This window comes from Mesorhizobium onobrychidis (genome assembly GCF_024707545.1).
GTDB lineage: Bacteria > Pseudomonadota > Alphaproteobacteria > Rhizobiales > Rhizobiaceae > Mesorhizobium > Mesorhizobium onobrychidis.
In genome coordinates this window covers 6,438,666-6,451,536 of record NZ_CP062229.1, presented here as the reverse complement: position 1 = coordinate 6,451,536, position 12,871 = coordinate 6,438,666, and the positions used below count along the sequence as shown (strand labels likewise).

Annotated in this window: 15 protein-coding genes and 1 pseudogene; 6 read left to right on the top strand and 10 right to left on the bottom strand. The window is 62.6% G+C overall.

Annotation, left to right across the window (positions count from 1 at the left end; translation table 11 throughout):
- Positions 1-12 precede the first annotated feature (12 nt).
- Together IHQ72_RS31875 and nuoH are read right to left on the bottom strand one after the other, a co-directional pair.
- A complete protein-coding gene (locus IHQ72_RS31875) occupies positions 13-579 on the bottom strand; it encodes an NADH-quinone oxidoreductase subunit I (protein WP_258119677.1) in 567 nt (188 codons plus the stop codon).
- A gap of 23 nt (positions 580-602) precedes the next feature.
- The gene (gene nuoH, locus IHQ72_RS31870; RefSeq protein ID WP_023800393.1) at positions 603-1,589 is read right to left on the bottom strand and encodes an NADH-quinone oxidoreductase subunit NuoH; all 987 of its coding nucleotides are present in this window, start codon (positions 1,587-1,589) and stop codon (positions 603-605) included.
- 875 nt (positions 1,590-2,464) lie between these two features.
- On the opposite strand from nuoH, the pseudogene IHQ72_RS36970 reads away from it, so the two are divergent.
- The 5 genes and pseudogenes from IHQ72_RS36970 to IHQ72_RS31850 form a co-directional block, all read left to right on the top strand.
- Positions 2,465-2,758: pseudogene (locus IHQ72_RS36970) on the top strand (site-specific integrase); the annotation flags it as partial.
- A 233-nt stretch (positions 2,759-2,991) separates the two neighbouring features.
- Positions 2,992-3,438 (top strand): thiosulfate oxidation carrier protein SoxY, encoded by a 447-nt coding sequence (locus tag IHQ72_RS31865; RefSeq protein ID WP_258119667.1) that lies wholly within the window; start codon positions 2,992-2,994, stop codon positions 3,436-3,438.
- A gap of 15 nt (positions 3,439-3,453) precedes the next feature.
- Positions 3,454-3,780, top strand: coding sequence for a thiosulfate oxidation carrier complex protein SoxZ (gene soxZ / locus IHQ72_RS31860; RefSeq protein WP_258119666.1), 327 nt, complete (start codon positions 3,454-3,456; stop codon positions 3,778-3,780).
- Between the two features lie 90 nt (positions 3,781-3,870).
- Complete coding sequence (locus IHQ72_RS31855; RefSeq protein ID WP_258119664.1) at positions 3,871-4,185, top strand: c-type cytochrome; 315 nt, start codon at positions 3,871-3,873, stop codon at positions 4,183-4,185.
- Positions 4,182-5,450 carry an NAD(P)/FAD-dependent oxidoreductase gene (locus IHQ72_RS31850; RefSeq protein WP_258119663.1) on the top strand — a complete coding sequence of 423 codons (1,269 nt, stop codon included), beginning with the start codon at positions 4,182-4,184 and terminating at the stop codon, positions 5,448-5,450. The genes IHQ72_RS31855 and IHQ72_RS31850 overlap by 4 nt, the downstream gene beginning before the upstream one ends.
- Positions 5,451-5,709: 259 nt before the next feature.
- On the opposite strand, the gene IHQ72_RS36965 is transcribed toward IHQ72_RS31850, so the two are convergent.
- The 3 genes from IHQ72_RS36965 to IHQ72_RS31840 are packed head-to-tail and all read right to left on the bottom strand — an operon-like array spanning position 5,710 to position 6,768.
- Positions 5,710-5,985: a TlpA family protein disulfide reductase gene (locus IHQ72_RS36965; protein WP_309508715.1), complete on the bottom strand. Its 276-nt coding sequence runs from the start codon at positions 5,983-5,985 to the stop codon at positions 5,710-5,712.
- Positions 5,986-6,043: 58 nt separating this feature from the next.
- Complete coding sequence (locus tag IHQ72_RS36960) at positions 6,044-6,175, bottom strand: hypothetical protein (RefSeq protein ID WP_309508714.1); 132 nt, start codon at positions 6,173-6,175, stop codon at positions 6,044-6,046.
- Positions 6,175-6,768 carry a protoglobin domain-containing protein gene (locus IHQ72_RS31840; RefSeq protein WP_077376545.1) on the bottom strand — a complete coding sequence of 198 codons (594 nt, stop codon included), beginning with the start codon at positions 6,766-6,768 and terminating at the stop codon, positions 6,175-6,177. Before IHQ72_RS31840 ends, IHQ72_RS36960 begins: the two co-directional genes overlap by 1 nt.
- Positions 6,769-6,858: 90 nt before the next feature.
- On the opposite strand from IHQ72_RS31840, the gene IHQ72_RS31835 reads away from it, so the two are divergent.
- Positions 6,859-7,440 (top strand): MarR family winged helix-turn-helix transcriptional regulator, encoded by a 582-nt coding sequence (locus IHQ72_RS31835; protein WP_077376548.1) that lies wholly within the window; start codon positions 6,859-6,861, stop codon positions 7,438-7,440.
- 139 nt (positions 7,441-7,579) lie between these two features.
- Here the strand turns inward: IHQ72_RS31835 and IHQ72_RS31830 are convergent, their stop codons facing one another.
- The 5 genes from IHQ72_RS31830 to IHQ72_RS31810 all read right to left on the bottom strand — a co-directional run bounded on the left by IHQ72_RS31830 (position 7,580) and on the right by IHQ72_RS31810 (position 12,868).
- Positions 7,580-9,706, bottom strand: a complete 2,127-nt coding sequence (locus tag IHQ72_RS31830) for a heavy metal translocating P-type ATPase (protein ID WP_309508978.1) — start codon at positions 9,704-9,706, stop codon at positions 7,580-7,582.
- Between the two features lie 56 nt (positions 9,707-9,762).
- On the bottom strand, positions 9,763-10,491 hold the full coding sequence (locus IHQ72_RS31825; protein WP_258119654.1) for a sulfite exporter TauE/SafE family protein: 729 nt from the start codon (positions 10,489-10,491) through the stop codon (positions 9,763-9,765).
- Positions 10,492-10,830: 339 nt separating this feature from the next.
- Positions 10,831-11,055 (bottom strand): hypothetical protein, encoded by a 225-nt coding sequence (locus IHQ72_RS31820; protein ID WP_258119649.1) that lies wholly within the window; start codon positions 11,053-11,055, stop codon positions 10,831-10,833.
- Positions 11,012-11,203: a hypothetical protein gene (locus IHQ72_RS31815; RefSeq protein ID WP_258119648.1), complete on the bottom strand. Its 192-nt coding sequence runs from the start codon at positions 11,201-11,203 to the stop codon at positions 11,012-11,014. The genes IHQ72_RS31820 and IHQ72_RS31815 overlap by 44 nt, the downstream gene beginning before the upstream one ends.
- A 3-nt stretch (positions 11,204-11,206) precedes the next feature.
- Positions 11,207-12,868: a cbb3-type cytochrome c oxidase subunit II gene (locus IHQ72_RS31810; RefSeq protein ID WP_258119645.1), complete on the bottom strand. Its 1,662-nt coding sequence runs from the start codon at positions 12,866-12,868 to the stop codon at positions 11,207-11,209.
- Between the last annotated feature and the right edge of the window lie 3 nt (positions 12,869-12,871).

The following is a 12,871-nucleotide window of genomic DNA, read 5'->3' as shown; positions in this document are numbered from 1 at the left end:
GCTGCCGCGCGTTCACGTTCGGCGGATATTCCGCCACCAGTTGTATCCCTGCGGCTCGCTCGTCTCGACCAGCACGTCCTGTTCGGTGTTCAGGCGCGCCGCGACCACACCGCCGCCGGTCGTCGCCTTGCCCGGTTTGCCGAGCAGATCGTCACGTCCGACCACCAGGTCACGCGAGGAAAAACTCGAGAATTCGTACTGTTGGCCAAGCGCGATCGCGTCCGCCGGGCAAGCGTCCTCGCACAGCCCGCAGAACAGGCACCGGGCCATGTCGATCTCGAATTTTGCCGGGCGCCGGTTGCCCTTCTCGTCCTCGTAGGGGACGACTTCAATGCAGTCGCAGGGACAAATCCGCGCGCAGAGTTCGCATGCCACACATTTGATTTCGCCCTCCTCGTCGCGCTTCAGGAAGTGATGCCCGCGGTAACGCGAATAGGGCAACCATTTTTCCTTGTCAGGATACTGCATGGTCACGGATCGGGAGAACATGTAGCCGAAGGTCAGCGCCAAGGCGCCCGCTAGATCGGCGAAGAATGCCCAGCCGATCCATGTTCCACTTATGTGCAGTGCGCGCGACATCGCCGCCTCGCTTGGAGTGGCCCTCAAAGGAAAGCAACACCTGTTACTATTATGTTCGCCAGTGACAGTGGAAGCAAGACTTTCCAGCCGATCGCCATCAGTTGGTCGTATCGATAGCGCGGGAAGGTGAAGCGGAACCACATAAACACATAGAGAAAGAACGCGACCTTGAGCGCGAACCAGAGGAGCGGCGGCAACGGGATCAGCACGCCGTTCCAGCCGCCGAAGAACAGGATGACCGACAGGACCGACACCAGCAGCATGACGGCGTATTCGCTGACCATGAAGAACGCAAAGCGGATGCCGCTGTATTCGGTATGGAACCCGGCCCCCAGATCGCCTTCCGCCTCCGCCAGGTCGAATGGAATGCGCTGCGCTTCGGCCAGCCCGGCGACGAAGAATACGAAAAACCCGACCGGTTGGTAGACGATGTTCCAGACATCGGCCTGTGCCCGCACGATATCGAGCAGGCTCATGGATTGCGCCAGCATGACCACGCCGATGACCGCGAACCCCATGGGGATCTCGTAGCTGATCATCTGCGCGCAGGTTCTGAGGCTGCCCAGGACCGCGTATTTGCTGTTCGCGGCCCAGCCGCCGAAGATGACGCCATAGACCTCGATCCCGATCACCGCGAAGACGAAAAGGAGGGCCACATTCATGTTGGAGACGTAGAGTGTGATCTCGTGACCGAGGACCGAGATGCTTTCGCCGAAGGGGATCGCGACGAACACCACAAAGGGCGGGGCGAGCGCCAGGATTGGCGCCAGTTTGAACAGGAAGCGGTCGGCTTCGGCCGGGATGTGGTCCTCTTTGGTCAAGAGCTTGATGCCGTCCGCCACCGGCTGCAGCAGCCCGTGCCACCCCACGCGCATCGGCCCCATCCGCTGCTGGATGTGCCCGGCGATCTTGCGTTCCACCCAGGTCAGCGGCAAAGGCAGCAGCAGCAGGATCGCAATCAGCAACGCGACCTTGAAGGCGATCAGGCCAAGGGCGACGACAAGTTCCATAATCCGCGGCTACTTGTTCATCGGGTTGAGACTTACGATACTGAGCACTGCGCTTGTCCGGCTTCGCGGAAACGGCAGTCTGCCGGCGGCGACGCAGCTTATGCAATGGTATCACAGTCTTACCGTTGCTGGCCATGGTGTGTGTCGCTTGGCGCTCAAACGGGCCCGCACATCGAGCAATGGCACGCAATGACGGGACCAGATGGCCCCAGCGCCTAATACTGAACGCCTCCACAAACAGCCCCCTTTTTACCGTTCAACAACGGCATTCGGCACGAGACACATTCCTAAGGGCCAGAACGCAGGGCACTGAACCGCTTAATCGGTGCAGGTGACGCTCCCCCACTAAAGGGCAATCCGAACGAGTTGCCGCCCGCCCGGCCAAAAAAGAGACCGACAACGCAGACGAGAAATGGGGAAATCTCGGCAGCGTCATCGGTCCAACGGACCAAAGGCGAGGAGGGTTTGGTGCATTGTCAATGCTATCGGTCATTTCCTGACTGACGCCCCGCTTCCTCAGCCGCGATGGGAACAAAAGACGCGCTACAGCCCATCGACCCGTCAGAGCACAAGGCCTCGTTGCGAAGTGGTCTCCTGGCTTCATGGGCTGGCTCAGCAACGGTCGAGGCGAAGCGCTCCAGAGCTGCTCGTCGCGCCTAGGACCATAAGGGTCGGAACGGGATCTGATCGTGACCTTCGACGTGTCCAAGGCAAAAGTCGACAAATGGCGCGACTGCGCCCATTGCCGGCTCGCGGCTTCGATCGACCGGGAGCCCACTAGGCTGAAATCCTCGGCGACGCTCTCACAGCCCATTGTTAGATTCGCTTGCTCGTGTTGAGCGCTGCGGCTGCGGAAGGTGGCATGGAGAAGGACCATGTCTAACAGGAACAGAGGCCACATCGTCGGTCAGAAGCCTCCTCTCAAACCGCGCGAGGTTTGGAGCATTAGAACACGACTGCAGATGTCCGGCGCGGAACGGGATCTGGCACCTCTTCAATCTCGCCATCGAGCAAGCTTCGAGGTTGCGACCTAGTCACCATCACGGTCGGCGACATTGCGCTTTCCGGCGTAGTTTCGCGACCGAGCAGTGATTGTCCAAAGGAAGACGGGGCGGCCGGTACAATTCGAGATCACAGAGCAGACGCGAGCCGCCGTCGGTGCAACGCTTCTATTGGTTTTCAGCCCGCCGCAAACTCCATCGTGCAAGTTGAATATCGTTGTTGAACAGAATGCATTGGTTTCAAGGGCGTCCATGGGCACTTCCGCGAGATTGCTCCCAGCGGGTGTCGGTGCTAAATTTGGTAGAAGCTGCCGCACTGATGTGTCCGAGTGCGCCGCCTGCCGCCGCCGATGTGTTCTTAGAGTGGCCTAAAGAGGTGGCAGGGTTTGGAGGCCGGGACAATGAGCTTGACGCGCCGCGATGTGTTGATCGCCGGGAGTGCGGGATTTGCCGGAGTCGCGCTCTTCTCGCCGCCGAGCGCGCGTGCGAACGATGAAGCGTTGGATCTCGTCGAGCAACTCATCGGACGGACGGCCACGAGATCAGATCGCCTTCGCCTGATTATGCCGGCGGACTTCCCGACCGGCTACACCGTGCCCATGAGTCTTGACATCGACAGCCCCATGACCGAGGCCGACCATGTGAGGCAGATGCGCGTGTTCGCGCCGCGGAACCCGCTTATCGAAGTCGCCAGTTTCCATTTCGTCCCGCAACGCAGTCTACCTCGCGTGTCGACACGCATCCGACTTGCCAAACCGCAACACGTCGTCGCTGTCGCTGAAATGAATGACGGCGTCTTGCTGATGACCACGACGTGGGTCCGTGTCGCCACGGATGGCTGTGCCTGAGATCGGAGAGAGACAGTGACCACCCCGACACCACGCGTGATCGTGCCGAACACTGCGGCGAAGGGAGAGATTTTTCAGGTCAAGACCATCATCAGCCATCAGATGGAAACAGGGCTACGCCATGATGATCAAGGCAATGTAATCCCGCGCAAGATCATCAATAAGTTTGTCTGCCGCTACAACGAAACCGTGGTGTTCAGTGTCGATCTCCACGAGGCGATTTCGGCCAATCCGTTCTTCGAATTTTCCCTGCGCGCGACGGAGAGCGGCCGGCTCGATTTCGTTTGGGAAGAAGATGGCGGTGCCGTCTTTGCGTTGTCGCACCAGCTCACGGTCGGTTGAGGTGGCGGCGCAATTCAGCTGCGCAAATTGTGGTGTGACGAGTTGGGTGGGAGCGTGACCGCAAAACTCCGAAAAAGACGGGCGTTCAGCATGCGCCTCGTCGTGGGATTTGCGATCGCCACAGGCTTCGTCCTGCTCGTCAGCCAATCCGAAGCGGCGGCGGGCGCCGATCAAGGCGCTCAACTCGCCGCGACCTGTGCGTCCTGCCATCGCCTCGATGGCCACGACAAAGGCATTCCCCCCATCATCGGGCTCGGCGAGGACAGGCTCACCAGCGCCATGCTTGCCTACCGGGCGAGCCAGAGCCCCAGTTACATCATGCACGCTATCGCGCTCTCGCTCAGCGACGAGGAGATCGCGAGCGTCGCGCGCTATGTCGCAGCGCAGGGAAGGAACCCGCCATGAAATCCTGGACGCGTCGCGAGTTCGGTTGCTTAACGGGAGCAGCGTTGCTGACGGCGCTGCGTCCGCGGATGGCGCTAGGCCAGGCCAAGGCGCGTGTCGTCGTGATCGGCGGCGGCATCGGCGGCGCAACGGTCGCCAAATATCTTGCCGCCAGCGCCACGACCATCGACGTGACCCTGGTCGAGCCGCGGCAGGTCTACACGACCTGCTTCTTCAGCAATCTCCATCTCGCCGGGCTTCGCCCGTTGGAACAGCTCACCCATGGTTATGAAGCGCTGACAAGACAATACGGCATCACCGTCGTTCATGGGTCCGCCGAAGCGATTGACCCGGCGGCGAAGACCGTCACGCTGAACAACGGTTCGACGCTCGGCTACGACCGTCTCGTTGTTGCGCCGGGCATCGCATTCAGGGATGGGGCGCTTGAGGGCTATGATGAGGCGGCGATGGAGATCATGCCGCACGCCTGGAATGCAGGGCAGCAAACCAGGCTGTTGCGCCAGCAACTGGAAAGCATGGAGGACGGCGGGCTGTTCGTGCTCGTTGCTCCGCCGAATCCGTTTCGCTGCCCGCCCGCCCCCTACGAGCGCGCTTCGCTCGTCGCATCCTATTTCCAGCGCCGCAAACCCAAGGCCAAAATTCTGATCCTCGATGCGAAAGACAGCTTCAACGCGCAGGACCTGTTCCAGGACGCTTGGAACCGCCATTATCCGGGAATGATCGAATGGCTGCCGGCCCAGTTCACCGGCGGGGTCACGGCAATCGACGCGAAGACCCGGTCGGTGATCACCGCGGGAGCAACATTCAAGGCCGCGGTGGCCAATGTCATCCCGGCGCAAATGGCCGGACGCCTGGCGCAGCAGGCAGGGCTCGCCAATCGGTCGGGCTGGTGTCCGGTCGATCCGGTCACCTTCGAATCGGCGCTGCAGCCCGGTGTCCATCTGGTCGGCGACGCGATCATCGGCGGGGATATGCCGAAATCCGCCTTCTGCGCCAACAGCCAGGCCAAGGCCTGCGCCTTTGCCATCGCGGCCGATCTCACCGGATCAGCGCGTTTCCCGGCGCATTTGTTCAACACCTGCTACACCTATCTCGCCCCCGACGATGCGTTCAGCAACGCCATCAGCTTCAAACCCGTCGACGGGAAGCTCAAGAGCGTCATCAGCTTCGTCAGCAAGGTTGAAGAAAGCTCCGAGGTCCGCCGGCAGGCTGCGCGCGCGGCGGAAGGCTGGTATGACGCCTTCACGCACGACGTGTTTGGTTGATCACCGTTGCCAAGTGAGGCCAACCGCCGAGGCGGTCTAGGCACGACGACACGGGGCAAGGCGGGCCATGGACAAGATGATGGAATCCACACCGAGTCATGCTCAACCCGCGCCGCAACGTGTCCCGCTGTTCGTGTCGTGACGGACGTACCGCGGCCCTGTCGGAAAGGGTAAGGTTATGCGTGGGCCTGCCCAGCGATGCGGCATCCCTCGTCATCACATCCGGCATTCGGTTTTGCTTCGCCCGCGCGCCTCGGTGTCAGCGTATCCCGATGAGTGTCGCGATCGCAGCACCGAGACGCATGTCATCAAGATGGTCGAACTTGTGAATGTGCAAGTATCCGCGCCGGTCGATTAGAAGCGTTGTCGGCGTGCCCTGCATGCCATAGGCGCGCATGGTCTGTGGACCCTCGCTGCCCGGATCCTGCGCATCGATGCCCACGGGGAAGGTGATGCGACACTCATGCAGGGCCGCGAGCGCAGCGCGCGTTCCTTGCGCTTCGTGATGCTCGAACACGGTGTACAGGCCGATCACGGCGAGATCGTTCTCGGGGAACGCGTCGCGCGCCCGGACAGCTTGCGGCAGGCCGTGACTAACGCAAACCGGGACACAGTATCTGGAACGCCACCGCGAACACAACCTTGCCGCGAAGTTCTGCCAGCGGCGAGGGAGCATTGAGCCAATGGGCGATCTGCCAGTCCGGCGCCGGACGGAGTTCCGCCATCAAAAGTCTCCCTCCCTCGCATAGGGCCTCGACCACAGAATGGCCTGCAGCAACACGGCCTTGCTCCAGGCGGCGTGCATCGCTTCGACCTCGGCGGACGCATGCCCCTTCTTGGCGAGGAACGGCTTCATGGTGACCGAGATCGGAACGGCGAGTGCGAGCACGTAGCGCATGGGGATATGGGGCGCTGCCGAGACCCCGTCCGTCCTGTTCTTGCCGGAGCGGTGATGGCGGCGGCCGATCTCGTCCTGCCAGGCAAGCCATGCCTCGTCGTAGTCAGCCCGGCAGGTGTCGAGGATCCATTGGCCGAAGCGCTTGCGCACCGCATCGAGATAGGCGCCCAACGGCTGATGCGTCTTGGCGTCGCTGAAATAGGCGAGGAGGTGCGGCGTGCTGCCGACGAACCCGTACCAGACGTCGAGGATGGCTTCGACTTGATCCTCAACGACGCCGTGCGCCTGGCGCAGCGCGGCGACGTCCGCGTCTCCGAAGAGCAGCGTTGTCTTGAGCGTCGCGAGATCGTCTTTCGTGAGCGGAGACTTGGGCAGCGTCGTATCGCCGAGCCGGTAACCCGGAATGGAACTGGTCGTCATGGAATGTCCTCCTTGGGCTTGCCGAGATAATTGCTACTAGCTATTACTGCAGCGCGAATCCAAGCCGGTCAACACTGATTAGGAGCAATCATGCCTGTTTCGCCAGAGGCTCTCGAAGCCGCCCATCTGATCGACCGGCTGGAGCGCCTCGCCCGCTCGGGCGAGCAGTCCGGGCGGCTCAATCCCGCTCAGTGGGACGCGCTCAGGTATCTCGCGCGCGCCAACCGTTTCTCGCGCACGCCAGCGGCGCTTGCCGACTATCTTGCTTCGACGCGGGGCACGGTGTCGCGGACGCTGGCCTCACTTGAGTACAAGGGCTATGTGTCGCGGGGTCCAAGCGCGCGCGACGGGCGTTCGGTCGAGTTCGCACTCACTCCGAAGGCGGAACATGCACTGGCGCGCGATCCCCTGCGCATCGTCGCCACAGACATCGAGCAGGCAACCGACGGCAATGTGGCGAAGCTGCTTGACGGACTCAGGCGCACCCTTAGGAACTCAATCGCCCGCAACAATGGCCGCGCGTTCGGCGCCTGTCTCTCATGCTGGCATTTTCGCGTCCGCGTCCGGCTATCGTCCCGGACGCCGCACCATTGCGGCCTGCTCGACGAACCCCTTTCCGAAGCCGACAGCCGCACCATCTGCGTCGAGCAAGAGCCGGCAGCCGCTGCATAGCTGGATTGAGCGATTGTCCGTGCCATGAAGCCGCTGTCGACGGCAAGGCCGAGGAAAGCTCCGGGGTCCGCCGCCAGGCGGCGCGCGGCGGAAGGCTGGTACGACGCCTTCACGCGACGTGTTTGGTTGAAGGCGAGGCTCAGCTCCGCTCGACGGCCGAGCCAGCCATGACCGAAGCGCCGACAGTATGGCGGGCACGCTCCACCTCGGCGCCGGATCGTTGCTCCGGGATCAGCGCTGGAACAGGATCGGGCAGCCGCTCCAGCCGCAGCGAATTCACCACCACGAGGATGCTCGAGCCGGCCATGACCGCTGCCGCAAGGATTGGCTGCAGAAGTCCGAATGCTGCGAACGTCAGGGCGACGAGGTTGTAGCCGAACGCCCACATAAGGTTGGTCAAGATGGTCCTGCGGACCGCGCGGGCCACGTCGACGATCCAGGGCAGCATCCATAATCCGTCCGCAGGCAGCACGAGCGCCGCAGTCTCGCGAGCGAGATCGGTGGCGGAGCCGACGGCGATACCGACATCTGCGGCGGCCAGGACCGGCCCGTCATTCAGTCCATCGCCGACCATCGCCACCGAACCGTAGTCATGGCGGAGCCGATCCAGGGCCAGCCGTTTGGCCTCCGGCGAAAGGCCCGCTTGGACGTCCTTGATCCCGACCAGAGCCGCGATCCGCTCCGCCGCTTGCGCCAAGTCGCCGGTCAACAGCGTGGAGTCGAGCCCGCGCTCACGCAGGTCCGCGATCGCGGCCTGCGCCTCGGGAAGCGGTGAATCATCGAGCGACAGCAAGGCGTGAACCTGCTCGCCCCAACCGACATAGACCACCGAATGACCGCTCGCCTCCAGCGACCGCGCACGCTCGGTCAACGACGGGGGAAGCGGCCAGCCCAGATCATTCATCAATCTGCCGTTCCCTGCCGCCACGGGCCGGCCTTCGGCGCTGCCGCGGATGCCACGGCCGGGAACCGTCCGGACATCGCGGGTGACGAGTGGCGTGATGCCCCGCTGAGCGGCGGCTGCCGCGATGGCCCACCCCAGACCATGCTCGGAAAGGCGCTCCAGACCGGCGGCGCGCGCCAGTACTTCGTCGATGCAGACCTCCTCGCAGTCGACGCCGACGAGACGTGCTTTGCCCGCCGTCAGAGTGCCAGTCTTGTCGAAGGCGAGCAACCGGACACGCGCGAGGGTCTCGAGCACGCCGGGGTCGCGGACGAGGCAGCCGTGCCGCGCCAGCCGGCCGATGCCGAGTGATGTCGCCATCGGCGCAGCGAGGCCGACGGCACAAGGACAGGCAACCACCAGTACCGAGAGGCCAATCAGCAACGCCCGATCGAAAGGCAATGACTGCGCCCAGTAAACGATCGTCAGTCCGCCGAGGGCGAGGACGAGCGGCACGGACACGCCAACGACGCGATCGGCAAGGCGCTGGGTTGGACTGCGACGGCCCAGCGCTTCGCGCACCGACCGGCAAATCCGCGCCCAGCGGGTTGCAGTTCCGTCACCGCTGCTTTGGATCAGGAGCGGGCCGTCGATATTGATACTGCCGGCAATCACCTTGGAGCCGGCGCCCTTTGTCACTTGCCGGCTTTCTCCGGTAATCACGGCTTCATCGGTGTTCGATTCGCCCTCGACAACCACGCCGTCGACCGGAATGCGCTCGCCTGGCCGGACCCGCACCAGCATGCCGGCCGATACCTCCCGCACCGGACGGCGGATCTCTGCCGCGCCATCGACCACGGTCGCGCCCTCGCTTTCTGCGGCCAGAAGAGGTTCGAGGTCGCGCGCCGCCCTGGCGCGGCCAACAGCCTCGAGATAGCGGCCAACGGTGAATAGCATCAGCACCATCACGGCTGTGTCGAAATAGACATGCGTGCTGCCCTCGAACACGGCAAATGCCGAGTAGAGATAAGCGGCAGCGACGCCAAGCACGATGAGTGCCGACGACGTCACTCGTCCCTGAATGCCATTGAGCCACATTTCGCGCAGATAGGGCCCGCCGAGCATCACCACCGCTGGCGTCGCGAAGATCCAGAGCAAAAGGTGAACCCACGGCAGCACGCCCGCATCGACGCCGATGAATGCGTCCGAATAGAGGAGGAGGCTGAACATCATGATATTCATGGAGAGAAAGCCGCCCACGCCGAGTTGGATCAGAAGCCAGGCGGCCTCCCACTCTTCGTGTCTGCCAATCTTCACCTGAAAGGCGATGCAACAGCCGTAGCAGCAGAACGCGCAAGCCTCACCGTTGAGCCTGCGCTCCATCGGGCGCAGGCCGACGGGCAGCGAGCAATGGCTACAGAGGACATCGCCATGCGCTGTCATGCGGGAAGTCCTCCCAGCCAGGCATGGCCGATATGCGCGTCGGAAGGCAGGAGACCACGGCCAAGCGTGATGAGACCGAGCAAAAGAATAAAGCCGCCGGCCAGCCGCACGCCACGCCGCCGCCAGGCTGGGCCGAGTATCCGGCCGACGCCGCCCACCATCAACATCGCGGGAAAGGTTCCCAGTCCGAACGACGCCATGACGAGAAAGCCGGGAACCGCTCCGGCGGTGCTCGCCGCCTGTGCGGCGAAGGCATAAACCAGGGGACATGGCAGGAAGCCGTTGAATACGCCAAAGGCGAGCGGCGCAGCGCTGCTGCGGGCCGTGAGCAGACTGCGCAGGGACATTGCAAATGTGCTGCCGCCGAATCCGAGCGCAAGCCGATGAAAGACCTGCAGCAGGCCGAAGAACTGCAACGCCATGCCAATCATGAGCAGGCCAGCGACAATCGCGAGAATTCGCTGGGCGATGTCGAGGGAGCCGTTCAGGAGCGGCGTCGCCATCGAACCTTGCGTGGTGCAGATGACTTGACCGAGCGCGCCCGCGAGCCCGCCGAGGAAGCAGTAGGTTGTCAATCGGCCGGTATTGTAGAGCAGGTGGCGCGCAACTGTTGCGCCTCCCCCGCGCTGATCGCGTCCCAGCCCACACGCAAAACCGCCGCACATACCGATGCAGTGGAAGCTGCCTGCAAAGCCTGCAGCGAAGATCACCAGATAATAGGTCATCGGCAGATTGTCCTACCCACCCGCCGCTCATTCACGAGGCGGCTCACGCCGCGCGCCGCTAGTGACGCACGAGGTAAGCGACCCAGACGAAAAAAGCGACGGTGGCTATCGCGCCGCCGATAAAGGCGATCGCTTGGTAAGGACTCGCATTTGCGAACGAGAAAACGGTATCTGGAAGCATACGCCTCCTCCTGGTCAGCCGAAATAAACAAGGGCAACGTTCATGGCGAGCGCGGAGAGCAGCAGGAAAAGATTCAGAATCGCCAAACCCATTACGATCTTAGCTATGAGCATCTCCTGCTCCTTCTCTCAACTCGTCGGCGTGCGCGACCGTGCTCCCTAACCAATCCTTCCCGGCCCGACCCCGCCCCAATAAAGGTAGGCGTAGTAGAGACCCCAGACGAAAAGAACCGCGTAGACGACCAGCAGCCATATCGGGATATACCCGTGTCGCGACTGGACGGTGCCACCGGCGTACTCCTCCATCTCGTGGTCGGGGTCCGAACCGTGAGACGGACCGTCACTCTGCGGTGTGCTTGGCGTTGGTGTGCTTGGCGTTGTCATTCTCCGCTTCCCTTTCGTAGAATCTGGTGGCCGCTTCGTCGGCGCCGTGGAAGGCGCCTGAAAGCACGCCCCAAATAAAGACACAGAGCGCACCAAGGCTCATAAGCAACGCGCTCACGTAGGGTCCGGTGACCTCAAATCCGAGCATAACTCAGCCTCCTTCGGCAGCATTTTGTTTCTCGGTCACCGATCCGCCGTTACCTTCGCCGAGTTCAGAAGTGTTCTGCGCCGGCACCCCGCCCGGAACATAGGCCTTGTCCGGAGAACCCGCCTCCAGAGTGAGCTCGTTGAGCGCCGCGCGATCCTTATCGGCGATCGCCAGCGGTGCGCCCGCAAGCGGGTCCTTATAGGCAGAAAGTGCGAGGACGTAGTACGAGAGCGCCCAGCGGTCCTCCTCGGGCAACGAGTCCCGATAGGAGGGCATAGGCGTGCCGCTCAACCCGGTCGTCATGGTCCGGAAGATATCCTCTACCGCCGAGCCTGACTTGAACTGGCCGCTGGTGAGGTCCGCAGGCAAGATGGAGAAACCGAGATCGTCCTTCAGCCCGGCAGCCTTCTGCCCATCGCCCTTTCCGCCTTGACCATGGCACTCCCAGCATTTCGCGATCTTCCACACTTCCTTGCCGCGCTCGAGGATTGCCTGGGAAACGGTGGGCGGCTTTCCGATGTAGAGCGGAGGGCCAGGTGGCTCCTCGATGAAGAATGCATAAGGCTCCGCCGGATCGGAGCGGTCCACTGCCAGTTCGTATTTAATGTACTGGATGACGGCGAGCCGATCCGTGAGAGGCAGTTCATACCAGGCGGGCATCGCCGTGCCGCGTACCCCACGGGTGATCGTGCGCAAGAGGTCACCGTCGGTCGGCAGCGGCTCCTTGGTCAGCCGGAACTTGAACACAGCAGCCGCGAAGCTTCGCGGGCGCTGCTTGTAAAGGAAGGTCGCAGCAGGCCCATTGCCGTCTCCATTCACGCCGTGGCAACCGAGGCATCGCCGCTCATAGACCTCCCGGCCATGGGCGATCCATTCGCTCGAACGCGGGAATGTGACTTCCGTGACTTCAAGCTGCTGTGGTTCAAAAAGATCGCGCCATTTGCCGCGGTCCATGCCGAGCTTCTGGATATAAGCGATCAGGCCTTCCAGGTCTTTCGTCTCGGCGGCGATCTTGACCGCGTCGCCTTTGTACTCCTCGTTCGGTATCACAATGACTGGGGCCTTGCCGCGCGCCTGCATGGGCACGAACAGCAGCCCGTCGGCATTGGGCGTGAGCTTGATCTGCTCCTTGCTAGCGAAGTCGAACAGCCCCTCGGAAACCGGCGTCCTTTCCAGCGTACGATTGCCGGCTCCGTCATCGACGATCTTGACCGGCTGCTCGGGCGTGTCGAAGAGCCCCCGATACGGCGCCATGATCGAATCCGGGGAGAGCATGCGCGGATTCCAGAAATGGGCAAGATGCCACTCGTCGCTGAACTTAAGTCCGACCCGCATCAGATCGGGTCCGATGCGCCGCGTGCCGAACAGATGCGGCACGTCGTACGCGAATTCGCCTGACTCAGTCACCGGACCCCAGCGGCGCGTCTCGCCGGTTACTGGGCGCACGTATTGGGAATGACAATACCAGCAACCTTCGCGCAGATACACGTCGCGACCGAGCTTTTGCAGCGGCGTGTAATCGGTGGCCTGGGTCATCATCCATTTGAGCTGGCCGAAATCGGTGCGGACCACGGCGGTCACCCGGTTGGTTCGCGCCGAGGGTTCGAAAAATGGTAGGAAGCCTTGGGTGATGAGGGCGGCGAAGAAGCAAAAGATGCCGGCCACCAG

Coding starts and splice junctions, on each gene's coding strand:
- IHQ72_RS31875 (WP_258119677.1), bottom strand. CDS start 579: ATGTCGCGCGCACTGCACATAAGTGGAACATGGATCGGCTGGGCATTC.
- nuoH (WP_023800393.1), bottom strand. CDS start 1,589: ATGGAACTTGTCGTCGCCCTTGGCCTGATCGCCTTCAAGGTCGCGTTG.
- IHQ72_RS31865 (WP_258119667.1), top strand. CDS start 2,992: ATGAGCTTGACGCGCCGCGATGTGTTGATCGCCGGGAGTGCGGGATTT.
- IHQ72_RS31855 (WP_258119664.1), top strand. CDS start 3,871: ATGCGCCTCGTCGTGGGATTTGCGATCGCCACAGGCTTCGTCCTGCTC.
- IHQ72_RS31850 (WP_258119663.1), top strand. CDS start 4,182: ATGAAATCCTGGACGCGTCGCGAGTTCGGTTGCTTAACGGGAGCAGCG.
- IHQ72_RS36960 (WP_309508714.1), bottom strand. CDS start 6,175: ATGGCGGAACTCCGTCCGGCGCCGGACTGGCAGATCGCCCATTGGCTC.
- IHQ72_RS31840 (WP_077376545.1), bottom strand. CDS start 6,768: ATGACGACCAGTTCCATTCCGGGTTACCGGCTCGGCGATACGACGCTG.
- IHQ72_RS31835 (WP_077376548.1), top strand. CDS start 6,859: ATGCCTGTTTCGCCAGAGGCTCTCGAAGCCGCCCATCTGATCGACCGG.
- IHQ72_RS31830 (WP_309508978.1), bottom strand. CDS start 9,706: ATGGAGCGCAGGCTCAACGGTGAGGCTTGCGCGTTCTGCTGCTACGGC.
- IHQ72_RS31825 (WP_258119654.1), bottom strand. CDS start 10,491: ATGACCTATTATCTGGTGATCTTCGCTGCAGGCTTTGCAGGCAGCTTC.
- IHQ72_RS31820 (WP_258119649.1), bottom strand. CDS start 11,055: ATGACAACGCCAAGCACACCAACGCCAAGCACACCGCAGAGTGACGGT.
- IHQ72_RS31815 (WP_258119648.1), bottom strand. CDS start 11,203: ATGCTCGGATTTGAGGTCACCGGACCCTACGTGAGCGCGTTGCTTATG.